This window comes from Nonomuraea sp. NPDC001636, from assembly GCF_040298265.1.
Classification (GTDB): Bacteria; Actinomycetota; Actinomycetes; order Streptosporangiales; family Streptosporangiaceae; genus Nonomuraea.
Genome location: NZ_JBEOZT010000023.1, coordinates 74,571 through 92,160 on the forward strand (window position 1 = coordinate 74,571; position 17,590 = coordinate 92,160).

The window sequence follows — 17,590 nt, forward strand, 5'->3', positions numbered from 1 at the left end:
CCGAACGGAGGAGAACGACCATGCCCGATTTCGTGGGGGCTGTCGACCAGGGCACCACCAGCACCAGGTTCATGATCTTCAATCACAGCGGTCTGGAGGTGTGCAAGTTCCAGCTCGAACACGAGCAGATCCTCCCCAGGGCGGGCTGGGTGGAGCACAACCCGATCGAGATCTCGACCAGGACCTCCGCGGTGATCGAGACCGCGCTCCAGCGCACCGGGCTGCACGACACCGACCTGGCCGCCGTGGGCATCACCAACCAGCGCGAGACCACGGTCGTGTGGAACCCGCGCACCGGCCGCCCGTACTGCAACGCCATCGTGTGGCAGGACACCCGCAGCGCCAGGATCGCCGCGCAGCTCGAACGGGACGGCCGCGGCGAGGTCATCCGCAGGAAGACGGGCCTGCGGCCGGACGCCTACTTCTCCGGCGGCAAGATCCAGTGGATCCTGGAGAACGTCGAGGGCGTGCGCCAGGCCGCCGAGCGGGGCGAGGCGGTCTTCGGCAACACCGACACCTGGACCCTGTGGAACCTCACCGGCGGTTCCCGCGGCGGCGTGCACGTCACCGACGTGACCAACGCCAGCCGCACCATGCTGATGGACCTGGAGACGCTGGAGTGGGACGACGAGCTGCTGTCCTTCTTCGGCATCCCGCGCGAGATGCTGCCGGAGATCCGCCCGTCCTCCGAGCCCGCCTCCTACGGCACGACCAGCAGGTACGGCGCGTTCGCCGGCGAGGTGCCGATCACCGGCATCCTCGGCGACCAGCAGGCGGCCACCGTCGGCCAGGTGTGCTTCGCGCCCGGCGAGGCCAAGAACACCTACGGCACCGGCAACTTCATGCTCCTCAACACCGGCACCGACCTCGTACGCTCCGAGCGCGGCCTGCTCACCACCGTCGCCTACAAGTTCGCCGGCCAGCCGGCCGTGTTCGCGCTGGAGGGCTCCATCGCGGTGACCGGGTCGGCCGTGCAGTGGCTGCGCGACCAGTTGCACATCATCCGGTCCTCCGCGCAGAGCGAGGACCTGGCCCGGCAGGTGACCGACAACGGCGGGATCTACTTCGTCCCGGCGTTCTCGGGGTTGTTCGCGCCGTACTGGCGGCCAGACGCGCGCGGCGCGATCGTCGGCCTGTCCCGCTACAACAGGGACGCCCACCTGGCGCGCGCCACGCTGGAGGCCATCTGCTACCAGAGCCGGGACGTCGTGGAGGCCATGCAGCAGGACTCCGGCGTGGTGCTGGACGTGCTCAAGGTCGACGGCGGCGTCACCGCGAACAACCTGTGCATGCAGCTCCAGTCCGACATCCTGGGCGTGCCGGTCAGCCGTCCCGTGGTGGCCGAGACGACCGCGCTGGGCGCCGCGTACGCCGCCGGGCTGGCCGTCGGCTACTGGAAGGACACCGACGAACTGCGCGCCAACTGGGCCGAGGACCGGCGCTGGAACCCGGAGTGGACCGACGAGCAGCGCGAGAAGGGGTACGAGGGCTGGAAACGCGCGGTGAGCCGCACCCTCGACTGGGAGTCCTGACCGCCGGGCGACGGCCCGCGACGCCCTTACCGTGCGCTTACCGGGGCGGCACCCAGAATGAGGTCTCCAGCGGAAGGAGACAGCGTGCGATTACCGTCCCATGCCGGCCGGACCCCTGGTGGCCACGCTCCGCCCGGCAGGGCCGCGGAGCTGTTCGGAAAGCTGGGCATCCGCGCCCGCCTGACGCTCACGTACGGATCCATGCTGTTCGTCGGCGGCACGCTCCTGCTCACCGTCGCCTACCTGCTGCTGCGCGCGGTGCTCGACGGCGTGGAGTTCTCGCTGGACGTGCCGCCGGGCATCCCCGACGAGCTGGTGACGGTCTGGCGGCACCAGATCGAGATCCAGGCCGTCAAGCTGGACGAGCAGATCCTGAGCCGCATGGTCCAGCAGTCCGTGCTGATCCTGCTGGGCGTCGGCCTGTTCGCGCTCGTCTTCGGCTACCTGGTCGCCGACCGGGCGTTGCGGCCCGTCGCCAAGATGACCGCGACGGCCCGCAAACTCTCCGAGAGCACGCTGGCCCACCAGCGCATCGACCTCCAGGGCCCGGACGACGAGCTGAAGGAACTGGCCGACACCTTCGACTCGATGCTGACCCGGCTCAACAGCGCCTTCAACTCCCAGCGCCGCTTCGTCGCCAACGCCTCCCACCAGCTCCGCACGCCCCTGACCATCAACCGCACGGTCCTGGAGATCGCGCTCTCCGACCCGGCGGCCTCACCCGACCTCAAGGCCCTCGCCCGCACCCTGCTGGAGGTCAACGCGCGCAACGAGAAGCTCATCGAAGGGCTGCTGCTCCTGGCCAGGAGCGAACGGGAGCTCGCGCGCCGCCAGCCGGTGGACATCGACGACGTGGCGCTGACGGCGGTGGAACAGCTGACGCCCGTCGCCGACCAGCGCGGCGTGACCGTCGTCTCCCGCCTCGGCGGCACGATCATGGCGGGCGACCCCGTCCTCCTGGAACACGCCGTGGGGAACCTGGTGGACAACGCCATCAAGTACAACCTCCCGCAGGACGGGCAGGTCTGGATCAGCACGGAGGAGACGCTGCGGGGCGAGGTCGTCGTCAGGGTGGCCAACACCGGGCAACCCGTGCCGGCGTACGAGGTGGGCAGCCTGTTCGAGCCGTTCCGGCGGCTCAACGCCGACCGGGTGGACTCGGCGAACGGCTCGGGGCTCGGGCTGTCGATCGTCCGCGCGGTCGTCCAGGCCCACGGCGGCGAGGTGACCGCGACCCCGCGCGAGGGCGGCGGCCTGTCCGTGACGATCAGCCTTCCCGGCCGCTGAGGCGGCCCCGCCCGGCCTCCGATCCGGGCGCGGGCCGCCTCGTGGGCGGTTCGCTCACATGCCGGACGGCGGGTACGCCTCCGGGTGCTCCTTCGGGTCGGGCAGCTGGTCCCAGGACGGGTCGTCGATCACCTTGCAGGGCTTGGCCGGCCCGTCCACCAGGTAGCCGCTGAACTGCCACAGCGCCCTCGGCTTCTCGGGGCCGGAGGTCTGGTCGGCGTTCTCGGTGAACTCCAGGACGGCGGTCTGCCCCGTCTTGATGCGCTTCGGGTCGATCCGTACCTGGCCGTCGCCCATCCGGAACGTCTTCGCGTTGGGGCTGTTCTCGATCGCCTCCCTGATCCTCTTGTGGACCGCGGGGTCCTTGCTCTGGAGCTCTTCCTTGGTGAAGGAGGGGCCGGCGTCGGCGGGGGCGCGGTCGGGGGCGCAGCGGGTGCCGGGCTTGAGGTAGGAGACGTCGGAGGGCACGCCGAGCGCCTTCAGGTCCTTCTCCACCTGGGTGGGGTCGCGGAACTCGTTGATCCGCAGCGTGATCGTGCCGTCGGTGTTCTTGGTGAGCGCGTAGGCGGGGGCGTCCGAACCGTTGAGGAACGGCGTCACGACCGCCGCGGCCGCCGCGACGGCGGCCACCGCCGCGCCGGTGAGCAGGCGCCGCCTGGTGCGCCGGCGCCGGGCCCCGTTGCGGGCCTCGATCTCGGCTTTCAGTTCCATCAGTACGTGCTCCTTGAAGTTCATCGGATTCCTTCCATGACGAAGGGAGCCATCTCCGGCACGTCCATGAGCGCGTGGCGGGCGCGGTGCAACCTGGCCCGGGCGGCTCCCTGCCGGATGCCCAGGGCGGCGGCGGCCTCGCTGATCGTGAGCTGGTCGATGACGACCAGTTCGAGCATCGCGCGGTCACCGTCGGGCAGTCCGGCCATGGCCTGGAAGGCCCGTCTGGCCAGGTTCTCGGCGTCTATCCGCGCCACGAGCTCGGCCACGTCGTCGGAGTCGAGATGCCGTCGCCCGCCGACGCGATCGACCAGCCTCGACTCCTTGTACGCCCGCCGCCGCTCGGCCGAGAGCGTGTTGCGCGCGACGCCGTACAGCCAGGCGATCTCACTGCCGCGTCCGGGCCGGTAGGTGTGGGCGGAGTCGAGCACCGCCATGAACACCTCCGCCACCAGGTCGGCGGCCGTGTGGGGATCATCGACCCGGCGGGCGAGGAACGAGGTGACCGCATCGACGTGGCGCCGGTAGAAGGCTTCGAAAGCGTCCGGATCTGTGGCGATATCCGGCTGTTTGCGACGCACCGGCCGTGCTCCCTTCGTCGATTACACCCCTTCTTGGTCAGTAGCCGAGAAAACGTTATGAGAGCCAACAGAACAGACGCCCCGCGCCGTCTCTGACGACGCGGGGCGCGGCCTTGCTACGTTGCCCGGCATGGGCCACGGAAACAGATCACTGAGCCGCGCGGACGTCACCACGGCGCTGGCCATGACCCTCGACGCCGCGGGCGCCGCCGTCCGCTACCGCCTGTGCGGCACGAGCGCGGCGCTCCTGCAAGGCGTCCCGCTGCCGGCCGGGGACATCGACCTGCTGATGCCGGGGCGGGCGGAGCTGCGCGCGTTCGCCGCGGCGTTGTCGCCGTTCCCCTGCCTCCACGCCCCCGCCTGGATCCCGGGGAGCGGCCAGTACTTCGCCAGATTCGCGGTGAACGGGGTGGAGGTCGAGCTCAGCACCGTCGAGCGGCCGGCCGGTTCGGACGCCCTGGAATGCGTCGGCGAAGGGCCGTGGCGGCATCACGTCCTGGTCGCGTGCGGTCCGCACCAGGTGCCGGCGGTCCGGCTGGAGATCCGGCTGGCCACCGAGCTCCTGCGCGACCGCGCCGACCGGTACGGCCCGCTCGTCGGCCACCTGCGCACCCACGGCTTCGACCCCGGCCTGCTGCGCCGCGCGATGGACGCCGCCGGCGTCCCGGCCGCCCGCCGGCGCCCGATCCTGGACGAGCTCCGGTGACGACCGCCGGGCTCAGGACCGCGAGAACTTCTTGAACAGGAAGAAGTAGAGCTTGATGTACTGCCCGACGAGGATGCCGTTGATGATGGTCCCCTCGCGGATGAACTGCGGGCCGCCCAGGAAGATCAGCCCGATCGCCGCGGAGACCACCAGCAGCGTGCAGTCGAAGCCGGTCTTGAGGTTGCCCCATTTGAAGCCGGTCCGCTTGAAGACCGTGTTGACGAACATGTCGACCGGCATGAGCACCAGGTTGGCCCGGATCATCAGGAACAGGCCGAACGCCAATGTCGCGTCCGCGACCACCAGCAGGACGAACTTGGCGGCGTAGGCGTCCAGCGCGATCCAGCTCGTCAGCATCAGGTTCAGATCGAGGAACGTGGCCAGCACCAGGGCCGGGATCAACGCCAGGAAGTTCCTGAGCTTGAAGTCCTTCGGCAGGACGAGATAGGTCAGCAGCAACATCAGCAGCTCAAGGGCGAAGTTGAACGTCCCCTGGCTGATCGAGGGGAAGACCAGGGTCATCGTCCGGGTGAGGCTGCTCTGCGGCGAGATGCCGATCCCCGCCCTGATGGCCAGGCTGACCCCCAGGGTCAGCAGGTAGATGCCGGCGCCGTAGGTGATCCAACGCCGCACCAAACTTCCGGTGTCGACGACTCCGGCCTCTTTTTCATGCTGTAGCACAGTTGCCTCCTTGGCTGTTAGCTGTTCCGGCCGGAGCCTGCCGGACGACCCGGTGTCCGCTTCTCAGAGCACGGCTCAGACCATGAACCCGAAGCGGTCGAGTGAGATGAAGAGGGTCAGGAGCTTGTTGACGACCGGCTCGCCCTCGTTGTGGTTGCCCAGCTTCTCCAGGGCGGCGTCGATCGACCGGGTCGCGTCCACCAGCTCGGCCAGGCTCATGTCCGCCATCACGCCGTAGATGTCGAGCGGCAGCGCGGCCCGCACCTGCCCGTCCTCGGTCACGAGGCAGCCGCCGACGAAGGCGTCGAGCTGCCGGAGGTTGTCGCACATCTCGGCGCTGTCGCTGCCGACCACCACGAAGTAGGCGAAGGGCGCGGGCCAGAACGTCGACACGGCGCCCCGGTCGATCGAGACCCCCTTGAACAGGCCGTTGACGACGTGCCGGGTGCCGTCGGCGTACCGCTGGACGACGGAGATGCGGTTCAGCGTGACGCCGTCCACCTCGGGCACGACGGCGCCGTCCGCGAACGGCACCCAGACCTCCTGGGCGAACTTCAGGTGGCCGCGTCCGTAGACGTCGAAGAGCAGGACCTTCGCCCGGGTCCCGTCGTCGGAGATCTCGATCGGCGTGAGGTCGAGCTGTTCGGGAGCCAGGTCGGCGAGGCCGGGCCGGGGCTCCTGCACCATGACCGAATAGTCCAGATCGACCGGCTTGAGGAGCTGGCGGTCCTTGGCGACCAGCTCGCCGCCCTTGAACACGTACAGCGGGTTGATCTTCGACAGGCTGTCGGTCAGCACGATGTCGGCGAAGCGGCCCGGCGCGAGGGAGCCGAAGTCGTGGTCCATGCCGAAGGAGCGGGCGGCGTACAGCGTGCCCATCTTGATCGCCTGGATCGGGTTGAGGCCCATCTCGACGGCCAGGGAGATCACCCAGTCGATGTGCCCCTTGGTCAGCACCCGGTCGACCGAGATGTTGTCGGCGCACATCTGGAAGTTCTCGGCCGGCCAGCGGCGCTTGACGATGGCGCGCAGCATGGTCTTGATCACCTCGGGGCTGCCGACGCCGAACTTGATCTGGGTCTGGAAGCCGTACCGGATGCTCTTCTCGATGTCGTCCTCGTTCCAGACATCGTGGTTGTTGTGCGCGCCGATCGCCGGCATGTAGTTCAGCAGCATGTCCGGCAGCGCCGTCACGCCCCAGTGGCTGTTCACGAAGCCGCCGTTGGCCCGGCCCAGGGCGGACTTGCGGAAGTCGTCCTCGTTGCCCGTCATGTAGGACAGGTGGGCGAGCTCGCCCAGCCCGATCACCGGGTCCATCTTCAGCATGGCGTCGGTGACCTCGACCGACGTCTTCTTGCCCGGCGCGAAGGCGTAGATCCGGTAGGGCAGCTTCTCGTAGTCCTTGAACAACGCCGCGGCGGCCTCGACCGCCTCGTCACCGGCCGCGCTGGCGAAGTCCAGGGTCTCGGCGAAGATGGTGGTCGTGCCGCTCGGGACGATCGCCTCCCCGAACGCCGCCGGGTGGGCCAGCTGGGCGTCGAAGTGCAGGTGCGCGTCGATCAGCCCCGGGATCGCGTAAAGGCCCTGGCCGTCGAACACCTCGCGGACCCGCACGATCGACTCGTCCGGGTTCAGCGCGATGATCCGCTCGTTGTAGACGAGGATCGAACCCTGGAAGACGCTCTCGCTGTGCACATCCAGCACGCTGAGGTTGCGCAGCAGCAGATCTGCCTCCCTCTCCCCGCTCAGGATGTCGAAGACCGCCCGCACGTGGTCGTAGTGGACCGAGACCTGGTCCGTCCCACCGGCCTGGCTCGTCTTCTCCTGTTGGAGCATGATTTCCTCGCTTCGTTGCTCGGCTGTTGGATTCCGCTCGCGGAACGAGACCCGAGGACGCGGCTCCGGGATGCCGGCGGCCGGTCGCGGAGTTTCATCAGAGGGCCGCCGTGGCCGTGTCGCTCGTACGCGCTGTGGCTATGAAATGGCACGGCACCGTTGCTGACAAGCAGCCGTTTTCGCACGGACTGTACTCTTTTTGCGCACGGTCCAGCCCAGGGAGGCCCCATGCTCCACTCACGCGTGCTGCACTACATCGACGAGGTGGCGCGGTACGGCTCCATCCGGGCCGCCGGCGCCAGGCTCCACGTCGCCCCGTCGGCCATCAACCGGCAGATCCTGCTCCTTGAGGAAGAGCTCGGCGAGCCCCTGTTCGAACGCCTGCCGCGCGGCATGCGGCCCACCCCGGCGGGCGAGGTCCTCCTCGCCCACGTGCGCCGGACCCTCCAGGAGTACCGCGAGGCCGTGACGGAGATCCGCGACCTGCAGTCACTGCCGAGCGGCGAGGTGGTGATCGCCACGATGACCGGCCTGGCCAGCAGCATCGTCTCCACCGCCACCGTGAACTTCCACGCCCGCCACCCCGAGGTGCGCATCTCCATCCGCGCCCTGTCCACCCACGAGATCCTCCGCGCGGTGGCCGACAGCGAGGCCGACCTGGGCCTCGGATTCAACGTTCCGTCCTCGCCGCAGCTCCAGCTGTGCTGGCAGATGGACACCCGGCTCGGCGCGGTGATCGCCCCCGCCCATCCGCTGGCCCGCCTGGAATCCATCCCCCTGGCCCAGTGCGCGGCCTACCCGCTGATCTTCGCCGACCGCTCGATGGTGATCCACGGCATCATCGCCGACACCTTCGCCGAGGCCGGCCTGAAGGTCGAGCCCGCCTTCCACACCAATTCGATCGAGACGATGAAACGCCTGGCCGCCGCGGGCGAGGCCATCGCCTTTCTCAGCAGGTTCGACATGGCCGAGGACCACCACAACGGAACCCTCGCCTTCCGCCCGGTGCGCGACCGCGCCTTCAGCAACAACATCCTCTCGCTCGTCCGCCGCGAGAAACACGGCCCCGGCCCCGCCGCCCTGCTGTTCGCCGAAGAAATCATCCAAACCCTGGAATCCGTCGCCCACCCACCTCTGTGAGCAGACCCCGCCGAAGCCTCAGGGCGAGCACCACCCCTGTGACGGACGCTTTCTGCAACCAGTCCGACAATCGCCTGACTCTGCCCTTGACCACCCTTTTCCGGCTGCCGGCCGGTCAATTCCATGAATTGCATTCTCCGGCGCTTCCACGCTTGTCGCCGCGCGCAGGAAAAGGGGTCAGCGTACGATCACGCCGGGGTGTGCGGCCTCGAAGGCGGCGAGTCCGTCGGCGGTGAGCCGGAGATGAAGGCCGCCCGCGACGTCCACCGTCAGGGGCCTGTCCCTGCCGTAGAACACCAGGGAGACATCCAGCTCAAGGTAGGTGTTGTCGTGCTGCTCCTCCAGGAAGTTGCGTTCGACGATGTTGGCGTTCCGCGACGCGGCCTCGTCCGCCGTCTTCACACTGCCGCCGACGCCGCCGAAGCCGAGGCCCCCGTCCTGCGCCCCGGCGGACCCGCCCGCTCGGGCCGCCACGCCCCGGCCCTGCTCCTGGCCGTGCCCGACCGTGCTCATGGTCTGGGCGTAGACACGCTGCTTGACCAGCGCGGTGGTGATCTCGCGGGCTCCGGTGACGTCGATGCCCACCCGGCCGATCCCGGGGATCTCGTACTCGTGCGCGAGCAACTGGTCCAGATGGGCGCGCATGGTCCGTTCCTTGGCGGCCTCGGCGAGTGACATGCCGGCCGGGCGGGAGAGCTCGAACCCGTCGGGCCGGTCGGCCAGGGACGGGACCTCGCCCCGCAGCCGCGGCGGCACCGCGCTCAGCGGCGCCCATTCCTCGACCAGCGACGCGGCCGGGAACGCGACCTGGCTGACGTCCCCCCTCGGCACGCCCTCGCCCAGCGTGGCGGACACGCGGTTGGGCCCCGTCGCGTCCGCCCAGCGCGGGTCCGCCGCGGCGACCGGCGTACGCCCCGCGACCGGCGTGCCCTGCGGCACCTCCGTGGTGAGGTGGCCCGGCACCAGGACGCCGACCTCGCCGTCCACGACCGCCCGGGACGTCTCGGTGACCCCGGCGTGCCGGTCGAACAGCCTTCCGGCGCCGTCGTGCCCGGTCATCTCGCCCACCTTGAGCAGCACGTCACGGGCCACGTTCTGCACCGGCTCCAGGAGCGGGCGGACCGGGACGTGTTCGAGCGTGATCTCGTACCGGACCGGATGCCGGAACTCCTGCGGGGCCTCGCGGGTCTGGTAGCGGTTGATCTGCTTCGCGATCGTCCCCTCCCCGTCCACGGTGTGGGAGTCGCGGGAGTTCGCGAACCCCGCCTCGCCTCCTCGGAGCTCGCCGCCCGAGGACTCCATGTACCGCGCGATCGCCTCCGCGCCGCGGTCCGTCCCCGCCTCGCGCACGCTCAGGTCGCCGCTCAGGCGCTCGTTGCGCAGCATGAGGCCGGTGTCAGGACGCTCACCGACGTGGACGCCGTCGCCGACCTCGGCCGTGACCCGGATGCCCACGCGCTCGGTGACCCGGCCGTTCGCGTCCGTGACGAACAACCAGGAGGACACGCCGTTCCCGCGCAGCTCGCCCAGTTTGGTGCCGAGCGCGTGCTGGCCGAAGTTGCCGCGCAGGTGCTCGGCCACCGGGTGGTTCGTGAGCTCCTGACCGGGGAGGAGGAGGCCGTCGCGGCGCAGCAGCTCCACGATCTGCGGCAGCACGCCCTCCGCGTCGAGGTGCTGGACGTAGGCGGTGTTCAACGCCGCCTCGGGCGCCACGTAGGCCCGCGTCGTGTCCCCGGCCGGCCTGACGGGCTCCACGGCCTCCGGGCCGTCGAGCCCGTGCCGGCGGGCCACCTCGTCGGGCAGCACGAGGTCCACGATGTCCGCCACCCGGACGTACGTGGTCGGGCCCTGCTCGACCGTGCCTGCGCTGGTCCTGCTGGGGGTGACCTCCAGGACCAGGTCCGCGCGGTACCAGTGGGAGGTGCTGCCGTCGGAGTAGGTGACCCGCGAGACGTCGCTGCTGCCCAGGTAGGAGCTCTCCACGGCACTGCGCTTGGCGGCGCCGTGCACCCCTGCTCGCGCCACGACCTTGCGCTCGGTCCCGCCGGCTTCCCCGGCTCCGCGCGCGGCCCCCGCGGCCTCGCCGTCGCTCAGGGTGACGCGCAGGCCGGTCCTGGCGTGGCCGCCGACCGCACGCCTGCCGCGTTCGCCGTCCAGTGCCCTGGAGTTGCTGCTGGAGTAGCTCTCGTGCTCCACCCCGCTCTCCGACTTGACGTGCCGCACCTCGGCCACGTGGGCCTTGACGTGCAGGTCGTGCCGCGTTCCCGCCCGGTCCGACACGGTGTAGTGCAGGCCGTCCGGATGAGACGTGATCATGGTCTCCAGGTTGATCACGTCGGTGGCGGTCTCGAACACCGGCGGCACGTCCAGCCGCTCCGCGGCCGCCGGCAGTCCCGCCCACCGGTTGTAGGCCCCGGCCAGCGTCGAGGGAAGGTCGGGCATGGCCCCCATCCGGACGATGGCCGACAACTCGTCGGCGCCGGGCCGCCACAGGTCGGCGGGCCGCTCGGTGGACGACTCGACCCGGCCCAGATGCGCGACGTCCTGCGCGAGCACCGGCCGCTGCGGCAGGTGGACGTCCGGCACCAGGATCTCCGCCCGGCTGCCGTGCACCTCCCACGAGGTGTTCAGCGTCTCCGTGCCGTCCCGCGAGATCCGCATCCTGACGTCGAAGGACAGATCCCGCGTGATCGTGAAGCCGCCGCTGGTCTCCGTGCGGTCGTACCTCGTGTGACCCGAGGAGAAGCCGGTGCTCTCCGACTTCGTGCCGCTCCCGCTGAGCGACAGGTTGACCGGGTCGATCTTGAGCCGTTCCGTCACGTCGACGCGCGCGACCCCGCGCACCTCCGCACGGCCCGTGCGGGAGCTCTCCCGCTGGCTGGTGTCGGTGCGCGAGGTGATCCGGCGCTCGTTGACGGTCAGGTCGGACGCGCCGACCTCGTGCCGCCGGCCCAGCGTGCCCTCGGCCAGGATCTCGATCGTGTAGCCGCCGATCGTCCTGTCGTACCTGATGCCGTGGAGGGCGTGCGTCAGGTCGGCTTCCAGCGCCACGGCGCCGAAGCGGCTCTCCAGGTCCCGCATGACCTGCCGTCTGATCTCCGGCGGGAGGTCGGGCAGCGCCCGGTCGACGGCCTGGCGCAGCTCCGCGCTGAGCATCGTCTCCCCGTGGACCCGGACGCCGCTGCCGAGCCCCGTGCCCCGGCCGGCCGCGAGCGTCTCCGGCTCCAGGACGTGCGGGTCGTAGCCGCGGTTGGGGTGCTCGCCCCTGGCCGGGTACTCGCCGGCCGGTTCGTTCAGCGCGAACTTCGTCCCCACGTCGTCGATCTCCCGGTGGAGGTCGGCGAGCTTGCGCTGGATGTCGTTGAACTCGCCCAGCGGGCGCAGATCGTGCCCGAAGACGTCCTGCTCCATCCGGGACGCGTCGCGCGTCGGGACGATCAGCTCGGCGTTCACCTCCACCTCGAAGGCGCCGAGCGTTTCGGTCTCGACCTGCAGCCGCATCCGGGCGTCGTACATGGCGACGTCGCCGAGCCTGGTCAGGACGGTGTGGTTGCCGTGCGCCCGGTTGGTGGAGGTGACGTGGTCCGTCCCGTAGCCGACCCCGCCGACGGCCCGCGCGACGACCTCCGCGTGCTCGCCCAGCGGCAAGCCGAGCTTGCCGCCCGCGTGGACGCCGACGCTGGCGCCCTGCCGGTGCGACGTGCCCTCGCTCTCGCGCCGCCCCAGGTCGTCCCGGAACATCGTCTCGACCGGCGCGCGCCCGCCTCCGTCGATCGGCTCGACCCGCGTGATCTCGCCGCTGATCCGGACGGAGTCCTCCGCCGACCGCAGCAGCGAGGTCTTGTACCGGATCGCCTCGGAGGAGACCCCGCTCGACAACATCGACTGGCTGCGGTTCTTCATCCCCTGCTCGCTGAGCAGCGTGGAGGTGAGATGGTCGGTGATCTTGACCACCTCGCTCGCGGGCAGCCCCGCCGCCAGCCCCCGGCGCTGCACCTCCAGCACGAGAGGCGTGACGTCCAGCCCGGTGATCGCGATCCCGTGGTCACGGAACTTGTGCCCCGCTCCCTCCGGCACCTCGTGGCGGGGGAGCGGCGACGGGTGGTCGGTGCTCAGCAGCGGCCCTTCCCGGGTGAACTGCTTGGGGAAGGGGATGGTCAACGAGAGGTCCGGCACCGCCGCGGTCCGCGTGACCCGCTCGCCGTCGCGGTAGACGTCGAGGACGACGTCCGCGGCGAAGTAGTCATGGGCGGGGGAGATGGCCTTGTGCCCGCTGATGACCTCGACGCCGTTCGTGTGGGTCGTCCGGGCCGTGCTGGTGACGCCCGAACGGGGCAGGGCGTTCGCCTCGGCCTCGTCCGGCGAGTGGTAGAGCCCCTTCATCAGCCCCGCGGTCCGGTCCAGCGAGGAGCCCCGCGAGGACTTGCCCTCCACACCGTCCCCGCCGAAGGCGACCGGCTTCTCCGGGGGCAGACTCGGCTGCTCCACGTGCGTGAACTCGTTCGGCCGGAGCTTGAGGTAGATCACCTTGTCGCCGACGCCGAGCGCCACGCCTCTTTGGAGGTGGTTGGTCCAGACCTCGCGGTCGCTGCTGGCGAGCGCCTCCGCCAGCCAGAGGCGGATCACGGCTCGTTCCCGCGGGACGATCCCCGTGATCCCGGCGGTCATGGCGTGCGCCGCCGCCCTCGGGTCCACCGGCACCCTGACGTCGTGCACGGCCGTCTCGCCCAGGGCCCCCATCTCGACGACGCGAGGCGGATGGATCTCCGGCTTCGGCAGCCCCGGGTCGGCGGAGGCCAGCTGGGACGTCAGACCCTGGAGCACCTCCGACGGCAGGTCGGGGCTGTGCCAGGCGGGCGACTCGATGGTCCGCTGGTTGTGGTTCACCGCCGCCAGGAGCGTGTCGGCGCCGCTCTTGGGCCCGTGCCCGTTCCCGCCGTCCGGGCCGGACAGCGGATGTCCGGACGAAGAGGACGAGTGGGGCGCGGACGGGTCGCCGGCGCCGTGCGGCAGGGGTGCGGCCAGGTGTTGCCCGTCCGCGCCGAGCGCGCTGGACGTGATGCCCTTGGCCAGCAGGTCCCAGCTGAAGTTGCCCTGGGCCAGCATGGAGCCGGCCGTCGTGAGGCCGCCGGTCACGGCGAACTGCGCGGCCTGGCCGTACAACGACGAGTGCGCCGCCGCCAGCAGCTTCTCGGCCGTGGACATCTCGGCCCTGGTCAGACCGGCGCGCAGCGTGGGCGTGGCCAGGCGGCTCAGCCCGCCCGAGACCGCCCCCATGAGCCCGCCCATGGCGGCGCCGCTCGCCGCCGAGATCACGAGCTGCTGGACATCGATGTCGTCCCTGCGGCCCTGCAACATCTGGACGCCCTGGATGCCCAGGTCCATCCCGGCCACGATCCCGGCGAACAGCAGCATGTTGCGCCGGCACTGCCGGGCGATCTGCGCGACCGTCAGCCGGGCGAGCTGCAACCGCGGTGGAACGAGCGCCAGACTCGCCCCGCCGGTGGCCAGGGCCGCGGCCAGCAGATACCCCAGCTGCATGATCAGCAGCCAGACGGTGACCTCGATCATGTACTTGGCGTACTGGATCTGCACGCCCACGCCGTTGAGCGCCACCGCGGCGTCCACGAGCCGCTTGACCGCGAGGGCGACCTGACCGCCCGCCACCTTGTCGACGTGGGCGGCGAAGGCGAGATGGGCCTCCCCGTCCCAGTCCTTGCCGATCCTGCGCGCGCTGCCCGGCAGGTCGGCGCGGGTGCCCTCGACGAGCCGGTGCGCGGCGATCACGCACGCGTCGGCCAGCCGGAAGCAGCCGGTCTCGTCCCCTTCCGGCCAGTCCATGCCGACCACCCAGCCGACGTACGGCTTGGCCCAGTCGGGCACCAGGAACCCGTCGAACCCCATGGACGATCAGGTCCACGTGACGGCGGGAGGGGGCTCCGCCGTCTTGTAGTTGCGGGCGCTCGCGTTCAGCCCCAGGGCGACGTTCTCCAGCTCGTCGATGTACGCCGTCAGGGCGTCGAAGATGCCGCGTTCCATCTCGGGCAGCTTCTTGGCCAGCTCCGCGCCGTACTCGTCGTCGCCGAGCGTGTTCCGGTCCCGGTTGAAGGCCGCGCGGAGGTCGGCGCGCACCTGCTCCACGTTCCCCGCGACCAGCTCGTACGTCCTGGCCTCCCGGTGCAGCGCCTCCCGCTGCACGTAGTAGCCGCTCACGGGGCCGGCTCCACGGGGCCGGGGAAGAACGCGTCGAGCGTGGCCTGCTCGCCGAAGACGTCCTCATAGGGCAGGCCGTCCGGCATGAGGGGGTTCAGCAGTTCCCTGCTCTGCTCGGAGACCGCGGCGGTGGCCTCGTTGGCCTGCCGCATGATGGCGTCGGCCAGCTGCGTGGGGGACAGGTTGCGAAAGGCCCGGGGGTTCAGCTCGATGCCGCGCAGCTGACCGTGGCGGCCGACGGTCACGGTCACCATCCCGTCCGCCGACCGTGCCGTGTGCTCCAGGGCGGAGAGCTCGCCGAATGCTTCGCGTACGCGGGCCACCTGCTGGTTGATCTCGCCCGCGAGCGCACTGACCTCCGCCTCGAACGCGTCCGCCACAGAAGCACCTTTCACCCGCCTATTACCGCGAAGCATCATACGACACCCTTTTTTACAGGATTATGGGTGTCCGGATCGTTTACCTTCTGTTAACAAAAGTGTCACGAGGTGTCTGAGTAACGTCCGCCGTGTCGTACAAAGGCGAGCACAAATCCCTGGAGCCGGCCTCCTTTACCGGCACCCGGACATCGCCCTCCTCCCTCCGGCCGGGGACGGGTCCTCCCGGTGGCCGCGCAGGATCACTCTCCGGGAGGAGTGCGGATCGCTCGCCCCGCCCCACAATCGGCAGTACGGCACCGGAGATCCTCGGGGCATCCGGGGGCCGCCACAGATGCAGGACCCGCACCTCGCGTACGCCGCGACCGCACCGCAGGAGTCCATGTGACCCGTCTTCGTCCCGCACTCACCGCCGCGCTGCTGGCCGCGGCCTTCATGGGGGCAATGTCCCTGCCGGCCCAGGCCACCGAAGGCCAGTCGTGCAACACCGGCCCGAACGGCCCGGCGTGCCACTCGCCCGGCTGGGGAACCAAGTGACAGGAAGAGCGACTGCCGGCGTCTGACCGAGAAGGCTCCGCCGCCATCGGGCTGCTTCTACGGACGAGCCAACGCCCGCAGAAGCAGCCCGAATCACCGCGGCCCGCCATTTCGAGTGGCAGCCTGAAAAGATGGCGGTTGTATGGTCGCGAGAGGAAATCGTCGAAGCGGTCAGGACCTACCTGCTCCGGTCCGGCGCGATAACGGACGGATTCTCCGGCGCCGATGTCGTCGCGGAGCCGGACAACCTGTTGGTGACCTTCCGCTGGCGGCGTGATCCGAACGTCTACGCCGTCGAGGTCCGGTTCCCGACCGCACCCATGAGTCCATGGACCGGCCTACCGGTGACCTCGGCGGACGAGTGGGCCGCGGAGGCCCTGTCCAGCCTCGCGGAGGAACTCGCGACCGGCTTGGTGAGCCGCAGCCGCCGGAAGATCCGCGACGGCTACGTCGTCCTGGACGCCCGCAACGCCCCGGACGTCTCTCCCCCCGGCTTCCACCTCGGCCCGGTCCCCCTCGTCGGCGCGCCGTCCCTCCCACGGCGGCTGCGCCGGCGCGGGACGTACGTCACCTGGGGATCTTCGGAGGAACCGGTCCCCCTGCCCGCGTCCGAGACCGGGACCTGGCTGGCCGAGGCGGGCATGGACGTGCGCGTTCCCCACCGGCTGATCGCCGAGGACAGGCTCGCCTGCTGGCTGCAGGCGTACGTGAACAACGACAGCGGGCACCCTGACGTCGGCCATGCGGTGGCCTCCTGGCAGGACACGCGGCGCACCACCGCACGTCTCGACCTGGTCCACATCCAGCCCGGCGTCCCGACGGAGGTGCGCGGCGCCCTGGCGCGTCTCGCGGTCCGCACGGTGACCGAGGACGGCGCTCTCCGCGTGGTCACCGCGATCGACCTTCCCGAACTCCACGAACTGGGCTTCCGTCCCACGACCGCGGGCGAGCTCACGTTCGACACCATCGATTTGCCACCCGGCACGGCCCACTGAACGTCGACAGACATTCCTGCCAAGCCGTGCCGCACGTTCCGGCGAGCACCCATGGGGCGGATGGCGTCCCGTGCCCCTTCTCCCGGAGGGAACCCGTCGTCACCGAGATCAAGCTGTCCCTCGCATGACCCGCTCGCCGGCCAGCGGGCTGGAGAAGCCCACACGCAGCACCAGGTTTCCGGCGGTGCGGTCCGAACGCCGCGCGCGAGGCAGCCCGTGGATCACGGGGACACGGCGTGCAAATCCTTGGTCCCGCCGTGCCACTCGATGTCTGACATGCGCAGCACGCGCAGTGCGATCCAGCCATAGGCGGCCAGGTGCAGCAGGGCACCGGTGGACTGCACCACGGATGCCTGCGCCATGGTCACGAACGGCACGACGGTGCCCGCGAGCGCGGCGACCGGCACCCACCAGGGCGCGATCTTGACCGCGGCCAGCGTGATCAGCAGCGTGAGCAGGGCGATGTGCAGCAGGAACCCGGGCAGCAGCATGCCGTACACGAAACCCCACAGTTGGTTGGCCTGCCGGGTGATCTCCTCGGCCTGGGCGTCGGGCAGGGCCTGGGCCAGGGCCAGGTCGTAGAAGTCGGTGGTGAACAGCGTCAGGCCGAGACCGGCGCCGACCAGTCCGAACGCGGTCCCGATCCCGCTCACCACAGGGGCGCGTTCGCGCAGCAGGTGCCCCATGGCCAGCACGACCGGGATGAGGCTGAGCACCGCCCAGACGTAGAGCAGAGCGCTGACCTGCACCGCCGTCGCGTTCGCGCGGAAGATGTCGGGATCGTGATGAGTTGCCGGCGGTGTGGTCAGGAAGGCCAGGAACTCCAGCACCGGCCAGGCGAGCAGGGCGAGGCCGGCTGCCACCCGGCGAAACCTGTCAGGATTCTTCAGCACCCGTTCAGCAAAGCCGGAACCGGTCCCGCATCGCCTGGGCTCTGGTCCTGTTCGGGCAGGAAGAATGCCCCCATGTCCTGGGACGGCCTGGTGTGCCCTCA

The 17,590-nt window shown here is 70.3% G+C and carries 14 protein-coding genes; 6 read left to right on the top strand and 8 right to left on the bottom strand.

Translation table 11 applies throughout. The annotated features are described in order from the left end of the window. Positions 1-20 precede the first annotated feature (20 nt). Both glpK and ABT158_RS34885 read left to right on the top strand, forming a co-directional pair. Positions 21-1,532 (top strand): glycerol kinase GlpK, encoded by a 1,512-nt coding sequence (glpK, locus tag ABT158_RS34880; protein ID WP_352360884.1) that lies wholly within the window; start codon positions 21-23, stop codon positions 1,530-1,532. Between the two features lie 84 nt (positions 1,533-1,616). After that, on the top strand, positions 1,617-2,819 hold the full coding sequence (locus ABT158_RS34885; RefSeq protein WP_352360886.1) for a sensor histidine kinase: 1,203 nt from the start codon (positions 1,617-1,619) through the stop codon (positions 2,817-2,819). 54 nt (positions 2,820-2,873) lie between these two features. Here ABT158_RS34885 and ABT158_RS34890 read toward each other — a convergent pair whose 3' ends face one another. Together ABT158_RS34890 and ABT158_RS34895 are read right to left on the bottom strand one after the other, a co-directional pair. Next, positions 2,874-3,530, bottom strand: coding sequence for a hypothetical protein (locus tag ABT158_RS34890; protein WP_352360888.1), 657 nt, complete (start codon positions 3,528-3,530; stop codon positions 2,874-2,876). A gap of 20 nt (positions 3,531-3,550) precedes the next feature. After that, positions 3,551-4,111, bottom strand: coding sequence for an RNA polymerase sigma factor (locus ABT158_RS34895; protein ID WP_352360890.1), 561 nt, complete (start codon positions 4,109-4,111; stop codon positions 3,551-3,553). A 130-nt stretch (positions 4,112-4,241) separates the two neighbouring features. On the opposite strand from ABT158_RS34895, the gene ABT158_RS34900 reads away from it, so the two are divergent. Continuing rightward, positions 4,242-4,817, top strand: coding sequence for a hypothetical protein (locus ABT158_RS34900; protein ID WP_352360891.1), 576 nt, complete (start codon positions 4,242-4,244; stop codon positions 4,815-4,817). Positions 4,818-4,829: 12 nt separating this feature from the next. Here the strand turns inward: ABT158_RS34900 and ABT158_RS34905 are convergent, their stop codons facing one another. Together ABT158_RS34905 and ABT158_RS34910 are read right to left on the bottom strand one after the other, a co-directional pair. Then, positions 4,830-5,450 carry a YczE/YyaS/YitT family protein gene (locus ABT158_RS34905; RefSeq protein WP_352360893.1) on the bottom strand — a complete coding sequence of 207 codons (621 nt, stop codon included), beginning with the start codon at positions 5,448-5,450 and terminating at the stop codon, positions 4,830-4,832. A 123-nt stretch (positions 5,451-5,573) separates the two neighbouring features. Further along, on the bottom strand, positions 5,574-7,334 hold the full coding sequence (locus tag ABT158_RS34910) for an adenine deaminase C-terminal domain-containing protein (RefSeq protein WP_352360895.1): 1,761 nt from the start codon (positions 7,332-7,334) through the stop codon (positions 5,574-5,576). 228 nt (positions 7,335-7,562) lie between these two features. Between ABT158_RS34910 and ABT158_RS34915 the strand changes: the two genes are divergently transcribed. Continuing rightward, the gene (locus tag ABT158_RS34915) at positions 7,563-8,474 is read left to right on the top strand and encodes a LysR family transcriptional regulator (protein WP_352360897.1); all 912 of its coding nucleotides are present in this window, start codon (positions 7,563-7,565) and stop codon (positions 8,472-8,474) included. Between the two features lie 177 nt (positions 8,475-8,651). Here ABT158_RS34915 and ABT158_RS34920 read toward each other — a convergent pair whose 3' ends face one another. Genes ABT158_RS34920 through ABT158_RS34930 form a run of 3 tightly spaced genes read right to left on the bottom strand, consistent with a single transcriptional unit; the run spans position 8,652 to position 15,067 of the window. After that, entirely contained in the window at positions 8,652-14,378 is a 5,727-nt protein-coding gene (locus tag ABT158_RS34920) for a WXG100-like domain-containing protein (protein ID WP_352360899.1), read from the bottom strand. Between the two features lie 6 nt (positions 14,379-14,384). Beyond that, a complete protein-coding gene (locus tag ABT158_RS34925) occupies positions 14,385-14,687 on the bottom strand; it encodes a hypothetical protein (protein WP_352360901.1) in 303 nt (100 codons plus the stop codon). Then, the gene (locus tag ABT158_RS34930) at positions 14,684-15,067 is read right to left on the bottom strand and encodes a YbaB/EbfC family nucleoid-associated protein (protein WP_352360903.1); all 384 of its coding nucleotides are present in this window, start codon (positions 15,065-15,067) and stop codon (positions 14,684-14,686) included. Before ABT158_RS34930 ends, ABT158_RS34925 begins: the two co-directional genes overlap by 4 nt. Before the next feature lie 381 nt (positions 15,068-15,448). Between ABT158_RS34930 and ABT158_RS34935 the strand changes: the two genes are divergently transcribed. Beyond that, positions 15,449-15,601 (top strand): hypothetical protein, encoded by a 153-nt coding sequence (locus tag ABT158_RS34935; RefSeq protein WP_352360905.1) that lies wholly within the window; start codon positions 15,449-15,451, stop codon positions 15,599-15,601. A 131-nt stretch (positions 15,602-15,732) separates the two neighbouring features. Further along, positions 15,733-16,596, top strand: a complete 864-nt coding sequence (locus ABT158_RS34940; RefSeq protein WP_352360907.1) for a hypothetical protein — start codon at positions 15,733-15,735, stop codon at positions 16,594-16,596. A 221-nt stretch (positions 16,597-16,817) separates the two neighbouring features. Here the strand turns inward: ABT158_RS34940 and ABT158_RS34945 are convergent, their stop codons facing one another. Beyond that, positions 16,818-17,459, bottom strand: coding sequence for a hypothetical protein (locus tag ABT158_RS34945; protein ID WP_352360909.1), 642 nt, complete (start codon positions 17,457-17,459; stop codon positions 16,818-16,820). Positions 17,460-17,590 lie beyond the last annotated feature (131 nt).